This window comes from Priestia sp. 10L35 (genome assembly GCF_056395685.1).
The window spans coordinates 97896-116062 of the sequence record NZ_JBFTKA010000008.1; the positions used below are offsets into that span (position 1 = coordinate 97896).

The following is an 18167-nucleotide window of genomic DNA, read 5'->3' on the forward strand; positions in this document are numbered from 1 at the left end:
ATTATACTTCTCTCCTTTTAAAACTCCAAAGTGCCGTACATAAACAAAGTGCTGCAAAAATAAGAAGAACTGTTAGATACCCTTTCTCCAGCTTTAAATAGTAGTAGGGTGTCACATACTTAAACCATGCAATGTACGCTTTTGATGAAAATATGCTCCACACGCTCAGTACCGGTAGAACAAACGATAAAATAATTGATAAAAACATAGTATGAGTTGGGCTTGGCATTAAAGCTGAAAGCATTAAAACAAATGAAATGATACAAACGGTGAATAGCAGGCACTCTAAAAATATATAAAAAGAAAAATGATGCGAAATAAACACAATCAGTAGAAATGAAATAGAGATACAAACAAGCCAGAAACAGCAAATACCTAAGAATTTCCCTAGTACAATACGCTCTCTTGATGTTTTGGTAACTAAAAACCTTGCTGTTCTTGTTTTAATTTCTTGATTAATAACATTATGAGAAAGACTTGAAATAAATAAAGGTCCGAACCCGAGAAGCATCGCCAAAATTCCCCCGTTGGCTCCATCTTGAATCTGTGCACTCGTCAGTTGACCTCCAAGTTGACTAACTATATGGGCTATTCCATAGGAAGCACCGCATACGATTAAGATAACGATAATTGATTTAATACTTTTAAATAAGCTTTGAAACTCTTTTACACTAATAGCCCACATTTTTAAAATCTCCTTTTAAATAAGTTTGACTGCTATCATCCAACAAAAGGATGATTTACTTCCGCCGGTAAGGCTTTTTTTTCTTTGGGCTTTCCACTCCAAGAAAAATTTGTCCATATACGCAGTAGCTTTTCCACCGGTCCAGTTTGAAATTTTTGCACGTACATATAGCTGCTGATAAGCTGAATTCCGTAAATACCTATGCAGACAAAAATCCCTGCAATCATGCCGAGCTTTCCGAAATAACCTAATCCGTAACCGTAAAAAATCGTCGTGCATATGACCGTTTGCATTAAATAATTACTAAGCGATATCCTGCCTACACTTTCAAAAGCCTTTATCAAAAATGACTTCTCGTATTTCGCATATAACCAAGCAAAGCCTGCAATATAACCAAGAGATAGAAGACTTCCACCTAACATATGTGTAGAACCAGCCCAATTCGCATCTGGCCATACGTACATAGTCCCTTTTAACAGCAAGCCAAGCGGAATCAGCGCGGCTGCCCAACGGCCATACTGTTTTTGATTAGCTGAAACATCGTAAAACCACTTTTTCTTTCCTGCATACATACCAAATAAAAACAAAGCGCCCATTATAAATGGCGTAAACAAGAAGGCAAAAGCAAATTTATATCCTGCTATATTCATCGGATCAACATTGTTGCGGTGGTCTTTAATTTGTTCATAAGTTCCACTTCCATACACATGAATCGTATCTTTTACATATGTCGTAAGCGTTTGTTTATCGCTAAGAAGATACATATTATCGTTTAATGAACCGTATCCGGCTGCTCCTGTAAGGAGCAGCAAAATCGATGCCCACACCAAAATTGTTTTGGCTTTACGCTTTAAAAAGAAAAGTAGTAAAAATACTCCCATCATTCCGTAAAACGTAAGAATATCTCCTTCCCATAAAAACACTCCATGCAGTAAGCCAAACCCTAGAAGTAGAAGAAAACGGCGAAAGAAATGCCTTTTTACGCCTAGCTTCCTTCTTTCTAAACTTTCTTTCATCTTCACCATTGAATAGCCAAATAAAAAGGTGAAAATCGGCATAAAACTTTCCTCTACCGCGACTTTTAAAAAGACATAGGCTGCTGAATCACTTGGTGATAGCGAGAAGAGATGAATCATATCCTTTCCGTAAATGCCATATTGAAAAATCAGCATATTCGCTAGTAAAATACCAAACAAGCTGAATCCTCTCATACTATCAATTACTTTAACCCGCCTAAAATCATTACTCATCCTTTTAACTCCTTTACTATGTGTCTGTACATTTAGTATATGAAATGAAGTTTTCAAGAAAATAACCAGGAGATTATCTTTTCCTTAACATTTTCCAATTTTGTTAATCTTTTCGTAATGTTCTTATGCTAAAATCGAATACGTATGAAATGAAACAGAGGTGATTTACGTTGGAAGATGCGTCTATATTGCTAGTTGATGATGAAATTGCCATCGTCAAAATGCTGGAGACAGTATTAAAAAAAGAAGGATTCAACCAAATTTATAAAGCTCACACCGCTCAAGAAGCGCTGAATGTTTTACATAATCAAACAATTGATATTATTTTGTTGGACGTAATGCTTCCCGATCAAAGCGGATTTGATATCTGTCCTAAAATTCGTGAGCTCTCAAACGCGTATATTTTATTCATAACAGCCAAAGTATCCGACCTGGACGTACTAACGGGTTTCGCCATGGGAGGAGACGACTACGTAACTAAGCCGTTTAATCCTTTAGAAATTGCGGCACGAATTAAAGCACGACTGCGCAGAAAGCAAGCGCTGACTGAAGGAACTTCTATAAGAACGGAACCACAATCGTCAAATCGCTATGAGTTTGATCGTTTTACTGTAGATGAATCGGCAGGAGAACTCATTGTGGACGGTCAAACGGTTTCTTGCCCCGCACAAGTGTTTTTATTGCTTCTTCACTTTTGTAAAAATATGAATATTGTTCTTTCTAAATCACAGCTTCTTGAAGCCGTCTGGGGATATAATCAGTTTGTAGACGATAATACAGTAACCGTGCATATTCGAAGAATTCGAGAACGAATTGAAGATAATCCTAGCAACCCAAAACATTTAGTTACGGTACGAGGGCTTGGGTATAAATTAGTGAACGGAAAAGCGCTATGAAATCCATTAAAAGAAGGTTGACCTTTCATTTTTCATTTCAGTTTATTGCGATTATTGCATGTGTTTGCTGCGTTCTTTTTTGCGCTTTAATGTTTCTAGCTTATTACCTTTCAAAGCAAGATATAAAAAGAGACTTACCCTCTGGATCACTTAGCGTGTTAACGGGGGGTACAACAGTTGAAGGTGGAAAAGCAACCGTTTCAGATGATTTAGCAAAACAACTTAAACAAGAAGGACTATGGTACCAAGTACTGAACAAACAAGGAAAAGTAATTGGAGAAATTAACTCCCCAAAAGACTTACCTAAGCACTACGGTCTTTCAGAGTTATTAGAAATGGATAAAACCAAAAAATTTAAAGGCTATAATGTAGTAACAGAACTTGATACCTTTTTGACTACACCTACTTATTATATTTTGGGCTATAAAAGTGATTTAAAAGACCAGCTATATGCTTTGTATGCTGAATACAATAAACAAAGTGTGCCTCCCAAAAGCGATATCCCTCTTATCAAAAAGGCGTTAAAAGAAAAAGATGCTTCGCTTCAAATTTTAAATGAGAAAGGTGATATCTTAGCTTCAATTAGAATGTCTAAAGAAAAAACACGTTACGATCCTTTAGAAATTATTTCCCGAAAAATTGAACAAGATAAATATGATTCAACAGCTACTGTATTCCATGATCCAAAGAAGAAAATTTCATGGGTTTTTTACACTCCTAATAATTACCACAGTATAACCGATGAATCTATTATTCGAAAAGCTTGGATGATCTCCATCATCGTGGCTGTTTCCGTTCTTATAGCCACCATCGCTTTCTCCATCTGGAACGCTTTTCGCTACGGCGGCCCCTTACTTCTCTTCACCAGCTGGCTCGGGCGCATGGGAAGCGGAAACTATTCAGAGGTGCTAACAGAAAAAGAGCGGAAGCGCGTCTTTCGGAAGAATGGAAAAGTACGCTTTCAATATCGTCTGTATTCAGAAGTAATCACAGCTTTTTATGAGATGGCGGAGCAGCTTAGCTTAGCTGAAAAAGAACGAAAGCAGCTAGAAACTACTCGCGAAGAATGGATGACGGGAATATCACATGATTTGCGCACACCTCTTTCGACGATTCAAGGATATGGGCATATGCTTGAAAGCGGCCATTACAATTGGAACGAAGAAGAGTTAAAAGAAATTGGCCAAACACTCCGTGATAAAAGTGAATACATGGTGGAGCTTGTAGAGGATTTTTCACTAGCCTTTAAGCTTAAAAATAACGTGGTTGTTTTAGAAACAAAAAAAGTGGACGTTCATCAACTACTTCAGCATATTGTTTTAAAATTCGTTAACGATAGAACCATTGAAAATGTTCACTTCTCTTATGTGCCCGCTCATCTTCAACCTTTTACTCAAGCTGACCCGCGCTGGTTTGAACGAATGCTTGATAATTTAATTTTTAATGCTATTAAACATAACCCTAAGAACACTACCATTACAATTTCGACCGCGATAAAAATTGACCGCGTCTTGATTACGATTCAAGATGATGGAATTGGAATGGATGAAGAAACACAGAAAAATTTATTTGACCGCTATTACCGCGGCACAAATACAACGGAAAAAACAGAAGGTGCTGGACTTGGCATGAGCATCGCAAAAGCTATTTGTGAACTTCATAAAGGCCATATCGAAGTAAGATCTACTCTTCACGAAGGCACTGCCATTATCTTGCACCTTCCTCTTTCAGCAGATCAGCAGCCGGACTAACCTCCGGCTGTTTTTATACACCTCCAATCTCTCCGTGCTATAATGTACGCAACTATACATAGACACAAGGGGGAATTTTTGTTGAGTAAAGGCAGAATTTTAATTGTAGAAGATGAGCGCAAAATTGCTCGTTTAATTCAGCTCGAGCTTGAACATGAAGGGTACGAAACGGGCATGGCTTACACGGGAACAGAAGGATTAGCAGAGTTTCAAGAACACGATTGGGATTTGCTGCTTTTAGATGTGATGCTTCCTGAACTGAGCGGACTCGAAGTACTTCGTCGCATTCGAGCAAATGATGATCAAACGCCCGTTATCTTATTAACAGCTCGAGACGCCCTTCCTGATAAGGTAAGCGGACTGGATTTAGGAGCAAACGACTACATTACAAAGCCTTTTCAAATTGAAGAGCTTTTTGCACGCATTCGCGTATGGCTTCGCCATCCTGCATCAACATCGACTGCTGAACAAGAAACAGCCACTCTTCAACTAGGCAATTTAGTCGTTAACGAAAAAACGCGAGAAGTTACGCGTGAAAATGAAGCTATTGAGCTGACTCCTAAAGAATATGATTTACTTGTCTATATGCTTCAAAACAAAAATCAAGTGCTGAGCTTTGAACAGCTTCTTACAAACGTTTGGGGATTTGATTATTACGGAGACACAAATATTGTATACGTATACATTCGTTATTTACGTAAAAAGATTGATGCTTCATTTTCAACTCCTTACATTCAAACAGTGCGCGGCGTTGGCTACATGCTGAAGGAGTAGCTTATGAAACTACAAACAAAGATTATTCTTACATCAACTGCGCTGCTTTTTATTCTGCTAGTAATTGCAAACAGTTCGATTTACTTCATTTTCACGAAGACCATGGAAGACAACGCAATTGAACGTTTGCAAGCAGAAACAAGCAATGTAACAAATGGGCTAAAGCAAACGAGTGCGACGGTTAAACAAGCCAACTTGCTTCGTGCCTATTTGCCTCCTAACGGAATGATTCGTATTTTACCCAAATCCGGCAGTCCTTTAGTTGTATCCGTTACGGATCAAACGAAAGAGCTTCAGGACTTACCTTATTCCTATTATTCAAATGAACAAACAAGCATCAAAGAAGATGACGGCCATCTATACGCGATTTCACACACCCCTGTCATTTGGACGAACGGTGAAGTTGTTTCTTTGGAAGTCACGGAACAACTGGCAGATGTGGAACAATCTCTGCAGACATTAAAATTTATCTTGCTCATTGCCTCTCTTGTTATATTAATTCCAACTATATTTGCTGGACGGCTTTTAAGTAAAATTATTTTGCGGCCTATCAAATCTCTTATTCATACTATGGAAGAAATTCAAGTGTCTCGTACATTCAAAAAAATTGACCTCTCTTCTCCTTCTAAAGATGAGTTAGATCAAATGGCCAACACCTTCAATAATATGATGGATTTATTAGAGGAAAACTATAAAAAGCAAGAGCAGTTCGTATCCGATGCTTCTCATGAATTAAAAACACCCCTGACCGTTGTAGAAAGCTATGCCAATATGCTAAAACGATGGGGAATGAAGCGGCCTGATATTTTAGAAGAAGCCATCGAAGCCATTCACTCTGAGTCTTTACGCATGAAACAGCTTACGTCTCAAATGCTGGTGCTTGCGAAAGATGAGTCGCAGCGGGAGCTTCACATGGAACACGTAGATGCGGCGGCCGTCTGTAACCAAACAATCAAGCATCTAGAACAAGCTTTTGAACGAACCATTTATTTAAATATAAAAACGGATCATCCCGTCGTAACAGCGGATGAAAAACGCTTAAAGCAGCTGCTGTACATCCTCTTAGATAATGCTATTAAATATAGTGAAAAAGCGGTAGAGGTAACCATAACAAGAAGCGAAAGCTTTATGATTACGGTCACAGATCAAGGAATTGGCATTCCAAAAGAAGACTTATCCAACGTGTACGAACGCTTTTTTCGCGTAGATAAAGCAAGAAATCGAGAAACCGGTGGTTCTGGACTTGGATTATCCATTGCTCGAAAGATTGTAGAAGCTCATAGCGGGCGTATTGAGATTAACAGCCAAGAAGGAAAAGGGACATCAGTAACGGTTTCCTTTCCTCTTTGATTTCTCGCCTTTTCTTAGAGATTTTTAAGAATCACCTGCTATACTACTTTTTAAGATACTGGAGGTGAATGTATGAAGAAAACGGTGCTTTTTATACTTATTTTTCTTGCTGTTGGTTCAGCTAGCTTTTACGGAATAGCAAAAGCAGTGAATCGGCCTGATACAATTTTATCGGAATCGGACGTCAGCAGTATGATTCAGCAAAAATATGGCGGCACTATTGAAAATGCAAGCTTTTCCCAAAAAGATGATGAACCGATTTATCGAATCACTTTGCTTAAAAATGATATTCCATACCACATCACAGTAAATGGAGAAAATGGAGAAGTCCAGTCATTAATCAAACAAAAAGTAGAGAAACAAACGTCTACTCAAACTAAAAATAATATAGAAGAAGAGCAAAAAAAGAGCGAGCAGCCACCAGTTTCTCTTACATCCGACGAGCCTCTCATTTCAATGGAACAAGCAAGAGACATTGCTTTACAAAAAGTAAAAGGAACGTTTTCCTCAGTTGAAATAGAAGAGGAAGAAGGCCAAACCTTCTACGAAGTCGAAATTGATCAGTCTAAAACAAGAGAAGCTAAAGTGATGATCAATGCTTACTCCGGACATGTAGATTCCATCACCTATGAAAATGACGATGATTAAAAGTACAGCGGAAAGCTGTGCTTTTTTTATCCATTTTTATTTATTTCTAAGAAAATTTTAAACTTCTTCTTCTTTTCCTTTAAAGTTCATTGGCTAAGATAGTCTTAACAACAAATCGAGGAGGCCATAACATATGAAAGTTATTACAACCGTTTTAGCCAGTGCAGTACTAGTCGGTGGATTAGGTGCAAGCGCATATGCAATGACAGACCAGTCCAAAAGCAATGATAAGAAGCAAACCACAACGATTGAAGAAGCAAAGGCAAAAGACATTGCCCTTCAAAAAACAGACGGCGGCGACATTACAAATATCCAATTAGCCATAGATGACGGCGTTAAACAATATGAAATAGACATCATAAAAGGTAATAAAGAATACGATGTAGACATTGACAGCAGCAGCGGTAAAATCATTGAATTTGATGAAGAGCAAAAAGACGATGAAGATGAGAAAGAAGAGAAACTTCAAAACGTTTCCCCTGCTATTTCATTAGATCAAGCGATAAAAACAGCTTTAAAGAGTGCTAAAGGAACGGTCAATGAAACGGATCTAGATCAAGAAAACAACCGTTTAGTATATGAAATTGAAATTGACACAGCCGATAAACGTGAAGCAACTGTTTCAGTAGATGCTAAAAACGGCGGCGTGATCAGTGTAGAACTAGATGATTAATAGAAAAAGCACACTCCAAAAGGAGCGTGCTTCTTTTTTTATACCGCTAATTTAATAACCGTTAATACAATACCAATCAAGAATCCACATAGAGCTCCGTTCACTCGAATCCACTGCAAATCTTTTCCGACATTGTTTTCCATCATATCCACAAGTGTTTCATCATCTAATTTATCTAAGTTTTCTTGAACAAGCTGTCCAATTTTCGAATGATTCTCTTCTACAAAGCTCATGATTTGCTTTTGAATAGCCGTATCAATTGCTTCTTGACGCTGTGCATCCTCTTCAAGAGCATTCAGCCAGCTCTCTACGTAAGGAACGGCGTAGCTTTTCATAAATTCAGGGCTTTCAATGAATGCTGTCACTTTCGCTTTCATTTTATCGACAATTTCTGTTAATTTATTCGTTACATTTAATTCATGAATCGTTTTTTGTTTCCATGCTTCTAATTTTTCAAGAAGTTCTTCATTCTGCTCCAAGCCTTGCAGCTCTTTTCTAATTCCATTTACCAAAGCAAGGCGGTATTCATCATCTTCGTTACGAAGACGTCCTGTAATAGAAAGCAATAAATTTTGCAAAATAGATCCTAGCTTCTCTTCATTAATCATGCTTTGAAATGATTTGAGAGCGAATTGTAAAATACCATCAAGCTCAATATTATCAAGCGCATTTTTAGCAATACTTCCGAGCTGATACTGCGTTTCTTCTTTTTTAATCCAGCTCTCCCCTTTATTTAAAAGAACATCAAGCGCTTTTTCATCATACTGATTTTTTACCACTTCTCCAACAATCGAATGCACAATAGGCTTTAACTCTATTGCTAAAAGCGATGATTTGAGCTCTTTTTCAATAATAGGAACGACTTTCTCTGTTTCCACACGATTAATCGCATCAACAAGCAGTGCTCTTCCTTTTTGTTGAATTGTTTCCGAATGAACACCTTTTCGAACAATCGGAAGCAAACGCTGTGTAACCGCAATTCTTTTTACTTTTTCTTGAATACTTTCTTTTGACAGCCAGTCGTTTTCAAGCGTTGAGACTAGCCCTCTTGTAATACGCTGTCTATTTTTAGGAAGCAGCGCAGTGTGTGGAATAGGAATGCCTAAAGGGTGACGAAAAAGAGCCGTAACGGCAAACCAATCCGCTAATCCGCCGACTAATCCAGCTTCGAACCCACCTTGAAGCAACCGACCCCAAATTGAATCACCAAAAGGCATTGTGGCAACGAAGCCCACTCCCATAATCGCCAAAGAAATCACGGCTAAGTGCTTTGATTTCTTCTTTGGGTTTGTTGTAAATACATTATTTGATTCCATTATAGTCCTCATCCTTTATTTATTTAACTAAACATTTCATCTAGAAATATGTAACGTGATACAGAAACTTCCACAAAAAAAAGAAAGACAAGCTTTTACCCTCGTCTTTCTAGTATATTGCCTTTTTGCTATACTTCAAACTTTTTTTCTTTTCGACTTTTATTAATAAATGAAAAAATGAGGAGTACGACCAAGATAACCGCACATACGCTTGATCCAATCACATTGTTTTTATTAAACATAAACGATACAAAAATAACAAGCAGTGCTGCTGTTGCAAAAAGCGTTGTATAAGGAAACCACTTTAATGCGAAAAACGGCTTTTCTTTATACCCTTTACGCAGCTTTAATTGAGCTAAACAAATGCTTACCCAAATAAGAATAATCGTGAAGCCCGGAATGGTCATTAAATAACTAATTACATTATCTGGTGTTTTATAAGCTAAAAACACACCCATTAAAATACAAACAGCCGTAATCATTAAACCATTAATCGGAATACCGTTTTTTGAAACTTTTAAGAAGCGCTTTGATGCTTCCCCGCTTTGAGCCATAGCATAGAGCGTACGCGAAGTTGCATACATCCCTGAATTCGCTGCTGATAAAACGGCCGTTAATAAAACGAAGTTCATAATATGAGCCGCACCCGGCAGTCCGGTGATACTAAACACTTGGACAAATGGACTGTCTTGTCCTGATACAGAATTCCAGGGCATAAGGCCGCAAATAATTAAAATAGGCAAGATGTAAAAGCCAATCACTCGCCATACTGTGCCTTTGATCACTTTCGGTAACACGTTTTTCACATCTTTTGTTTCCGTTACGGCCACACCAATTAATTCAGCTCCGCCGTAAGAGAACATCACAATTAAAAAGGCACTCAGCACACCGCTCATGCCGTGAGGAAAAAAGCCTCCATGAGCCGTATAATTTGCCCAGGGGTTTTGCACATCACTTGGAATCACACCGAATAAAATGAAAGCTCCCAAAATGATAAAAGCAGTAAGAGCAATTACTTTAATACCGGCAAACCAAAACTCAATTTCTCCGTAATACTTCACTTGAAATAAATTCATCCCTACAATTAGCACTGCACAGAGAAAGCTTAAGAGCCAAAGAGGTACAGAAGGGAACCAAAACTTCAAAAAGCTTCCTCCCGCAAGCAGTTCAACAACTGTCACGACAATCCAGTTCACCCAGTACAGCCACCCTACAATAAAAGAGGTTTGCGTACCGAATGCCTTATGCACTAAATTTTGTACGTTCATATTCGGATAGACAATTGCCATCTCCGCCAATGCTGTCATTACAATAAATAAGATAAGACCGCCAAATAAATACGCCAGTACAACACTTGGTCCTGCAATACCTAGCGTATCAGCACTGCCTTTAAAAATGCCTGTCCCAATCATACCGGCAAGCGCAATGAGCTGCACATGACGAGGCAACAGACCTTTTTTTAAATTTTGATCTTGTTTTTCCATGATGCCCGTCCCTTCTGTTCATTTTACGTGTTAGTTTAACCAAATCACTTCTTGCGCAAAAACCCCTACCGGATATTCAGTAGGGGGTGAACCAACACTGTTTTTCTTCTCTATGATGAATGAAAATGATCTGATTTTACCACTGTTACTTTAGTCATTTTATGCGTTGAATCAATACATTGTCAATGTTATTTATTTTCCAAAAATAAAGTCAAAAGAGTATCTACACCCTTTTGACTTCTAGTCTTCTTGCAATGATAGATAAAGCATAGTTTACAATAAAATACATCATCGCGATGATCAAAAACATTGGGACTACGTAGCTTTGTTTCTGTCCGTAAATGATTTGAGCGTTATGCAGCAAATCAGGAAGTGCGATCACTACTGCAAGCGACGTATCTTTTAATAAGGAAATAAATTGACTAACTAAAGGAGGCACCATTCTCCGCAAAGCTTGGGGCAGCACAACGAAACGAAGCGTTTGATAATAGTTTAAACCTGATGATCGCGCCGCTTCGATTTGTCCTTTTTCAATTGATTTTAATCCGCTTCGGATAATCTCTGAAATCATAGCAGATTCAAATACAGTAAGGGCCACAATCGCTGCTGACGTAATTTCCATATCAATTCCGATTTCAGGTAAAGCAAAGTATGTAAAAAAGATGATTAAAAGCAGCGGCAAATTCCGGATAATTTCTACGATAAAAGCAAGTACATGAGACAGAACTGGAATGCGGGCATACCTTAAAATACCTACTATACTTCCAATAAGAAAACTTAATACAATCGAAATGAATGCTACTTTTAAAGTGACCCAAAATCCTTCCATTAAGAAGGAAAGGTGATCAGGAGAATAAGCACCCATAAAATCCATCACTTTCACTCCTTTCAGCTTGTTTTACCAAGACGTTTCTCAAGATAACCAACTCCTAAGCTTAACGGAATCGTTAGAACTAAATAGAACAGAGCCACAAAAATATACACATCAAACACTACGTAAGTTTGAGAGGAAACAAGATCTGCCTGATACATTAAATCAAAACCAGCAACAATCCCTAACACCGATGAGTTTTTGACTAAATTAATGAATTGATTCCCAAGAGGAGGAATGACGATTTTAATGGCTTGAGGCAATACAATGAACCGCATCGCCTGACCGTACGTGAGGCCAGATGAACGTGCCGCTTCAAGCTGCCCTTTTGGAACTGCCATAATTCCCGCTCGTATGGCTTCGGCTATAAAAGCTGCCGTATAAATAGTTAGTCCCAGCACTCCGGCCGCTGTACCGCTGATTCCCGCCACAATAAAAATAAAAAAGACGATAACCACAAGGGGAATATTTCGAATGAACTCTACATAGACCGTACCAATTACATTTACTATTTTGAGAGGGGCTATTCGCATTACCGCAATGATTGTACCAAGTACAAAACTGGCCACTAAAGCAATCAGACTGGCGATAATGGTGTACTTAAAACCTTCTAAATAAAGATCCATATTGTTCGTCAGAATTGAAAAATCCAACAATTTTCTTCCTCCTTTCAACTAAACAAGCAGGATGAGCATAATGCTGCTCATCCTGAGAAAAGAAAACTGTACGCTTATTGTTTGATCCACTTGTCGTGAATTTCATCATATTTTCCAGAGTCTTTTATCTTTTTAAGCGCATCGTTTAATGCATCTACCAGCTCTTTGTTTCCTTTTTTCACAGCAATGCCATAAGGCTCTTCTGTGAACGGCTTTCCTACCAATTCATAAGAAGGATCTTCATCAGCCATTCCATAAAGAATCGCATCATCAGTTGTTAAAGCATCTCCTTGCTTAGATTTTAAAGCTGTAAATGCTTCTGCATAGTTTTCAAACTCTAATACCGTTGTCTCTGGTGCTTTTTCACGAATATTAATAGCTGAGGTTGATCCTTTAACAGCCAACACTTTAGTACCTTTCTTTAAATCATCAACGCTTTTAATTTTACTGCCTTTTTTCACAAGAAGAGACTGTCCGGCTTGGAAATATACATCCGTAAAATCTACTTCTTTTTTACGTTCGTCTGTAATAGTCATTGTCGCAACAACAGCGTCAATATCTCCTTTTTGAAGAAGAGGAACCCTTGTTTTGGACGTAACTTCTTTAAATTCCACCTTGTTTTCATCGCCTAAAATCTCTTTAGCCAGCTGCTTAGAAATATCAACATCAAAACCTTCTACTTCACCCGTCTTTGGATTCTTTAAGCCAAACAAACGCGTATCATTTTTAACTCCAATAACGATTTTCCCTCGGTCTTTGATTTCAGTGAGCGCATCTTTTTTAGCTGATGATCCACTCGTTTCTTCACTTTTCCCTCCACAAGCTGCTAACATCATAGCCGCTGCTAATGAAAGCACAGCTGCCTTTAAAAACGTTTTTGATTTCTTCATATTACTCCCCCTATTAAACAATTAATGATTTAAAATACGGCTAAGAAATAAACGTGCCCTTTCTTCTTGCGGGTTTTCGTAAAACTCAGCCGGAGTTGCCTCTTCTAAGATTTTTCCTTGATCCATAAATACAATGCGGTCCGCTACTTCTTTCGCAAACCCCATTTCATGAGTTACAACTACCATGGTCATTCCTTCTTTAGCCAATGTTTTCATGACATCCAGCACTTCTCCAATCATTTCTGGATCAAGAGCAGAGGTAGGCTCATCAAAAAGCATAATTTCTGGTTTCATCGCAAGTCCCCTTGCAATAGCTACACGCTGCTGCTGGCCGCCTGACAGCTGGGACGGGTAGGCGTTAGCTTTTTCACCGATTCCGACTTTATTTAAATAGTATAGGGCTGTCTTCTTAGCTTCTTCTGACGACTGTCCCAATACTTTCATAGGTGCTAAAGTGATATTTTCTAAAACTGTTTTATGCGGATATAAATAAAAATGCTGAAACACCATACCTATATTGCGGCGCAGTTTATTAATATTTGTTTTTTTATCTGCGACCAATATATTATTTACCGTTAACTGTCCGTTAGATATTGTTTCTAAATAATTTATGCATCGCAGCATCGTACTTTTACCTGAACCCGAAGGTCCAATTACGACGACAACCTCACCCTTTTCAATTGTTAAATTGATATCTTTTAATACGTGAAAATCACCGTAATATTTATTCACTCCGTCAAAAACAATCATTTTCCCCCTCCTAATCTGCGAACAACAATAAATATTTAAATTTTTAAAATATTTAAAATATGTTAAAAATTATATTCTTACCCTTAAAGCAAAGTCAACAGTTGACAAATTATCTCTTTTTTGTAATCAAAATGAACTATCTTCAAATAAAATATGCTAGAAAAATAAAAGGCTTTGTTGGCATTTGCCGATATGTAAGCATACGTTCGCTAGGCTGAAGGTACTTGTATAAGCTTAATCAGTAGATTATATTAGTTAACGCATATCTTTATACGAATTGTCTTTCATTTTTATGGGGCAGTTCTCTCTAACTACCCATCTTTCTAATTATCCGTCTATATTTTTACTATATTAATATATATAATTACCTTACCGGTAAATTAATAAAAAAAGAAACTACAAGCTTCTATTCGTGTTAGAGGTTCTGACATAGATATAGTGAAATTGTATTATCCCTCTAAAAAAACACACGCTTTATTAGCGTGTGTGGTCTTTTATATTTTCCGGACTCATTTGAAAATGCGGATAGTCTTTAAAACCTTGCCAATCTCCTCCCCATTCGAATCCTAAATTTTTCGCGATATCTACAACCTCCATCCAATCAGACTGATTGTTATTATTACCGTCATATTCCATGTCCCAAATAACTTGTCCGTCTTTTAACTGAATAGCAAAATCAATAGCTAATCCGTAATTGTGATAAGACTGGCCGCCCTTTGAGTAGGTCACAATATTACCTTCTTCCGTCCTGCCTTTTGCATAAAGCTTATCTTGTTCTTCTTTTGAACGGAAACCTTCCGTAATGACAATTGAGATTCCTTGGTCACTTGCTTGTTGAACAAGTTTATTTTTCTTTTCTTCTACGACAGGATGCAACTCAGTTGCTCCTGAAAAATCTTCTAGCGTTGGACCAGGCTTTAACTCATCGCGAAACAAAAATACGAGGCTTACCGCTATCGCAACTATCAAAGCTATTCCCAATTTTTTAAGAATGTTCATCTATATAAAGTCTCCATTCTTTTTTGCTGCTGTTTAGATAAAATCATATCGAATTTCATTTTGTTATCCAATAGAAAAGCTGTAGTGTTCAACAAACGTCTATATTTTTTCGTTTTTTATCTATTTTCACCATTTTTTCACTATTGGTGGTTACATTAACAATTGTGGACAGCTCTGTACCACACCCCTATAACTTTTAAGGAGTGACAACAGCATGAAAAAGAAACTATTCGGTTATATCATGGCAAGCGGTTTAACACTAGGAGTTATGGCAGCTGCAAATTCCACGGCATTTGCAGCAAGCAAAGATGAAACAAGCTCTTCAACAGTTGTAGAGCGAACAAATGGCAGTACAACAAATATGGATGATGCAACACAACAAAAAGTTGATGATATTATGAAAAAAGCACAGGAAAAATTACAGAAACTCGGCATAAACTTGCCTCAGCACAAAGACGGCCCCTTCAGCAATCTAGATGCGGCTACAAAGAAAAAAGTAAAAGCTATTATGGATCAGCTCCGCGACGGCACGCTGACTAAGGAACAAGCGGAAGCCAAATTAGAAGAACTTGGCGTAAATTTTCCTGAACATAAAGGCGGTCCTTTTAACAATTTAGATGCGGCTACAAAGAAAAAAGCGAAAGCTATTATGGATCAGCTCCGCGATGGCACGCTGACTAAGGAACAAGCGGAAGCCAAATTAGAAGAACTTGGCGTAAATTTTCCTGAACATAAAGGCGGTCCTTTTAACAATTTAGATGCGGCTACAAAGAAAAAAGCGAAAGCTATTATGGATCAGCTTCGCGACGGCACGCTGACTAAGGAACAAGCGGAAGCCAAATTAAAAGAACTTGGTGTGAATTTCCCTGCTAAAAAGAAAGATTTTCTAAGCGGGGTAGATGCTGAAACAAAAGCGAAAGCTGAAAGCATTTTGGAAAATGCAAAAAAAGAAATTCAAAAGCTTGGCGTTACAATGCCGTTTGAAAATCACGAGCACAAAGCTCAATAATTTAAAAAGCTACTTGGCTGTTGAAAGCCAAGTAGCTTTTTTATGATGCAGTTTTCCTTCTCACTAACGTCATGTACACACCTAATGCTAATAAATCACAAACCATAATCACAATGCCCATCGGCAGAGCATTTTGCCCTCCTCCAAGACCAACAAGAGGAGCTACGGCTGCTCCGAGCAAGAACGGAAGCAACCCTAGAAGCGCTGAAGCACTTCCCGCGTTCGAAGCTTGATTTTCCATAGCGAGTGAAAAAACGGTTGTGTTCACAATTCCTACGCTCGATACTACAAAGAAAAGCAAGATGCAGACCAAAATAACGGACATGTGAGTAGCAATCACGGCCACTAAAAGCACGCTTCCAACGGCTGCTTGAAGCAATCCATACATAAGAAGAGTAGCTTCTTTTATTTTACCCGCTAAACGTCCTGTCACTTGAGTAGCTATAATGAGTCCAAAACCGTTAATCGCAAAAACAAAGCTGAACATCTGCGGAGACAGGCCATAAATGTCTTGAAGGACAAATGTAGAACCTGAAATATAAGCAAACATTGCACTCATAATAAAACCTTGCGCCAGCGCATATCCCACAAAGACACCATCTTTTAGCAATAAACCAAACGTACTCAGTACTTCTGTTAATCCGCCTTCTTTACGTCGTTCGAGCGGAAGCGTTTCTTTTAAACAAAATAAAACGGCAAAAAACATTAGTGCACCAATCACTGCTAGCACACCAAAGACTCCGCGCCACGACATAACCGTCAGCAGCTGTCCGCCAGCAACCGGAGCCAAAATAGGAGCTAACCCATTTACAAGCATAAGCATAGAGAAAAACTTTGTTAAATCCGAACCTGAAAACAAGTCCCGCACGCTCGCTCTTGAAATAACCATTCCTGCTGCTCCTGCCATACCTTGAATAAATCGCAAAACGATAAAAATCCAAATAGACGGTGCAAACACGCATAAAACAGATGCAGCTGCATAGGTGATTAATGCTGCTACAAGCGGCTTTTTCCTTCCGCGAATATCACTGAATGGCCCCACGACCACTTGCCCAAATGCTAAGCCCAATAAGCAAGCTGTCAGACTGACCTGCGCTAAAGAAGCTGAAGTATGCAATTCTTTCGCAAGCGTCGGCAGCGCTGGCAAATACATATCGATTGATAACGGTCCAAATGCGCTCAGTGAACCCAAAATTAAAATAAATAAAATGCGATTTCCTCGGCTTAAAGACATTCCTTGGGAAATACTTTGCTGATTCATCTATTGTTGTCTCTCCCTTCAGCAGTTCTACAATAGTCTCATCTTAAACCCTCCAGCTACTGGATAGTCAAGACGTAATTCGAATTTGAATTTCCGTCAGCCGCTCTTCTTCATGATGTGAAATAAAGGAATCTACAATCCGCCGAATTAAGAAAGGACCTTCTGCTTTGTATCCTTCTGCTTTAATAAAGTTCAGTAACGCATCGTAATAGACTCCTGTGGTATCTCTCTTTTCTCTCATATAAATAGATGCGTAATCGCCTTCAGGTATTAACGTAACGAGTTCATGCTGAAAAGAAACATCACTTTCCACCAATAAAAAAATGCCATCGTAATCTGTAAATTGTTGTTTTTTCGTGTTTTCTACCGATAGCATAAATCCTACTTTCCCAATCATAATCGGGGTAATATGGCTGATTTTCTTTTTTAAATCACGCAGAACACTTTCAGTCCCGTCTAACGTGCCTACCTCCGCTTTTACTTGAACAACCTCACGAGAAGAAAGGTGTTTGATGAACGGGGCTCCTATTTGGTTAATATGTCTCGTCTGCTCTAATTCCTTCATTCGAGTTGTTAACTGTGCATTCACTCTTTGAAGGTGACGAATTTTTTCTTTTGTTACCTTCTGATATTCCGCTAAAGTTTCAATAAATTCATCCAAGCTGCTGTGCTCCATCTTTCTTTTAATTTCTTTTAACGGAACTCCCATCAGCTTTAAATAAACAATGATGTCTAATTTCTTAAATTGTTCTAACGTATAGTAACGATATCCGGTTTGTGGATCAACTTCGTAAGGCTCAAATAGACCAATTTCATCATAATAGCGAAGTGTTTTAACCGGAATATCATGCAGTCTGGCCATTTGTCCAATCGTAAATTTGTTTTGCACTATAAGTCCACCTTC

Annotated in this window: 18 protein-coding genes; 7 read left to right on the plus strand and 11 right to left on the minus strand. The window is 38.3% G+C overall.

The window, feature by feature from the left end; genetic code table 11:
* Nucleotide 1: 1 nt before the first annotated feature.
* The gene (locus AC1DEF_RS23805; RefSeq protein ID WP_097824749.1) at nt 2-685 is read right to left on the minus strand and encodes an ABC transporter permease; all 684 of its coding nucleotides are present in this window, start codon (nt 683-685) and stop codon (nt 2-4) included.
* Nucleotides 686-720: 35 nt separating this feature from the next.
* Complete coding sequence (locus AC1DEF_RS23810; RefSeq protein ID WP_097824748.1) at nt 721-1935, minus strand: DUF418 domain-containing protein; 1215 nt, start codon at nt 1933-1935, stop codon at nt 721-723.
* A 170-nt stretch (nt 1936-2105) separates the two neighbouring features.
* Here AC1DEF_RS23810 and AC1DEF_RS23815 point away from each other — a divergent pair, with 170 nt between their 5' ends.
* The 6 genes from AC1DEF_RS23815 (at nt 2106) to AC1DEF_RS23840 (ending at nt 8027) form a co-directional block, all read left to right on the plus strand.
* On the plus strand, nt 2106-2831 hold the full coding sequence (locus AC1DEF_RS23815) for a response regulator transcription factor (protein ID WP_097824747.1): 726 nt from the start codon (nt 2106-2108) through the stop codon (nt 2829-2831).
* Nucleotides 2832-2920: 89 nt separating this feature from the next.
* Nucleotides 2921-4582, plus strand: a complete 1662-nt coding sequence (locus AC1DEF_RS23820) for a sensor histidine kinase (protein WP_477727567.1) — start codon at nt 2921-2923, stop codon at nt 4580-4582.
* Between the two features lie 42 nt (nt 4583-4624).
* Entirely contained in the window at nt 4625-5356 is a 732-nt protein-coding gene (locus tag AC1DEF_RS23825) for a response regulator transcription factor (RefSeq protein WP_271995252.1), read from the plus strand.
* Between the two features lie 3 nt (nt 5357-5359).
* Nucleotides 5360-6706: a HAMP domain-containing sensor histidine kinase gene (locus AC1DEF_RS23830; protein ID WP_097824745.1), complete on the plus strand. Its 1347-nt coding sequence runs from the start codon at nt 5360-5362 to the stop codon at nt 6704-6706.
* A gap of 72 nt (nt 6707-6778) precedes the next feature.
* Nucleotides 6779-7354, plus strand: a complete 576-nt coding sequence (locus tag AC1DEF_RS23835; RefSeq protein ID WP_097824744.1) for a PepSY domain-containing protein — start codon at nt 6779-6781, stop codon at nt 7352-7354.
* A 133-nt stretch (nt 7355-7487) separates the two neighbouring features.
* Nucleotides 7488-8027 (plus strand): PepSY domain-containing protein, encoded by a 540-nt coding sequence (locus AC1DEF_RS23840; RefSeq protein WP_097824743.1) that lies wholly within the window; start codon nt 7488-7490, stop codon nt 8025-8027.
* 38 nt (nt 8028-8065) lie between these two features.
* Here AC1DEF_RS23840 and AC1DEF_RS23845 read toward each other — a convergent pair whose 3' ends face one another.
* The 7 genes from AC1DEF_RS23845 to AC1DEF_RS23875 all read right to left on the minus strand — a co-directional run bounded on the left by AC1DEF_RS23845 (nt 8066) and on the right by AC1DEF_RS23875 (nt 14993).
* The gene (locus AC1DEF_RS23845; protein ID WP_097824742.1) at nt 8066-9343 is read right to left on the minus strand and encodes a DUF445 domain-containing protein; all 1278 of its coding nucleotides are present in this window, start codon (nt 9341-9343) and stop codon (nt 8066-8068) included.
* Nucleotides 9344-9471: 128 nt separating this feature from the next.
* Complete coding sequence (locus AC1DEF_RS23850; RefSeq protein ID WP_013055076.1) at nt 9472-10827, minus strand: amino acid permease; 1356 nt, start codon at nt 10825-10827, stop codon at nt 9472-9474.
* 223 nt (nt 10828-11050) lie between these two features.
* Complete coding sequence (locus AC1DEF_RS23855) at nt 11051-11701, minus strand: amino acid ABC transporter permease (RefSeq protein WP_013081471.1); 651 nt, start codon at nt 11699-11701, stop codon at nt 11051-11053.
* Between the two features lie 14 nt (nt 11702-11715).
* Nucleotides 11716-12354 (minus strand): amino acid ABC transporter permease, encoded by a 639-nt coding sequence (locus tag AC1DEF_RS23860; protein ID WP_016762799.1) that lies wholly within the window; start codon nt 12352-12354, stop codon nt 11716-11718.
* Between the two features lie 74 nt (nt 12355-12428).
* On the minus strand, nt 12429-13244 hold the full coding sequence (locus AC1DEF_RS23865) for a transporter substrate-binding domain-containing protein (RefSeq protein WP_013055073.1): 816 nt from the start codon (nt 13242-13244) through the stop codon (nt 12429-12431).
* Between the two features lie 21 nt (nt 13245-13265).
* Entirely contained in the window at nt 13266-13994 is a 729-nt protein-coding gene (locus tag AC1DEF_RS23870) for an amino acid ABC transporter ATP-binding protein (protein ID WP_043975780.1), read from the minus strand.
* 477 nt (nt 13995-14471) lie between these two features.
* Nucleotides 14472-14993, minus strand: a complete 522-nt coding sequence (locus tag AC1DEF_RS23875) for a M15 family metallopeptidase (protein WP_097824741.1) — start codon at nt 14991-14993, stop codon at nt 14472-14474.
* 214 nt (nt 14994-15207) lie between these two features.
* Here AC1DEF_RS23875 and AC1DEF_RS23880 point away from each other — a divergent pair, with 214 nt between their 5' ends.
* The gene (locus tag AC1DEF_RS23880) at nt 15208-16002 is read left to right on the plus strand and encodes a hypothetical protein (RefSeq protein ID WP_477727568.1); all 795 of its coding nucleotides are present in this window, start codon (nt 15208-15210) and stop codon (nt 16000-16002) included.
* A gap of 40 nt (nt 16003-16042) precedes the next feature.
* Here AC1DEF_RS23880 and AC1DEF_RS23885 read toward each other — a convergent pair whose 3' ends face one another.
* Both AC1DEF_RS23885 and AC1DEF_RS23890 read right to left on the minus strand, forming a co-directional pair.
* Nucleotides 16043-17263 (minus strand): multidrug effflux MFS transporter, encoded by a 1221-nt coding sequence (locus tag AC1DEF_RS23885; RefSeq protein ID WP_097824739.1) that lies wholly within the window; start codon nt 17261-17263, stop codon nt 16043-16045.
* Nucleotides 17264-17330: 67 nt separating this feature from the next.
* Entirely contained in the window at nt 17331-18152 is an 822-nt protein-coding gene (locus AC1DEF_RS23890; protein WP_097824738.1) for a MerR family transcriptional regulator, read from the minus strand.
* Between the last annotated feature and the right edge of the window lie 15 nt (nt 18153-18167).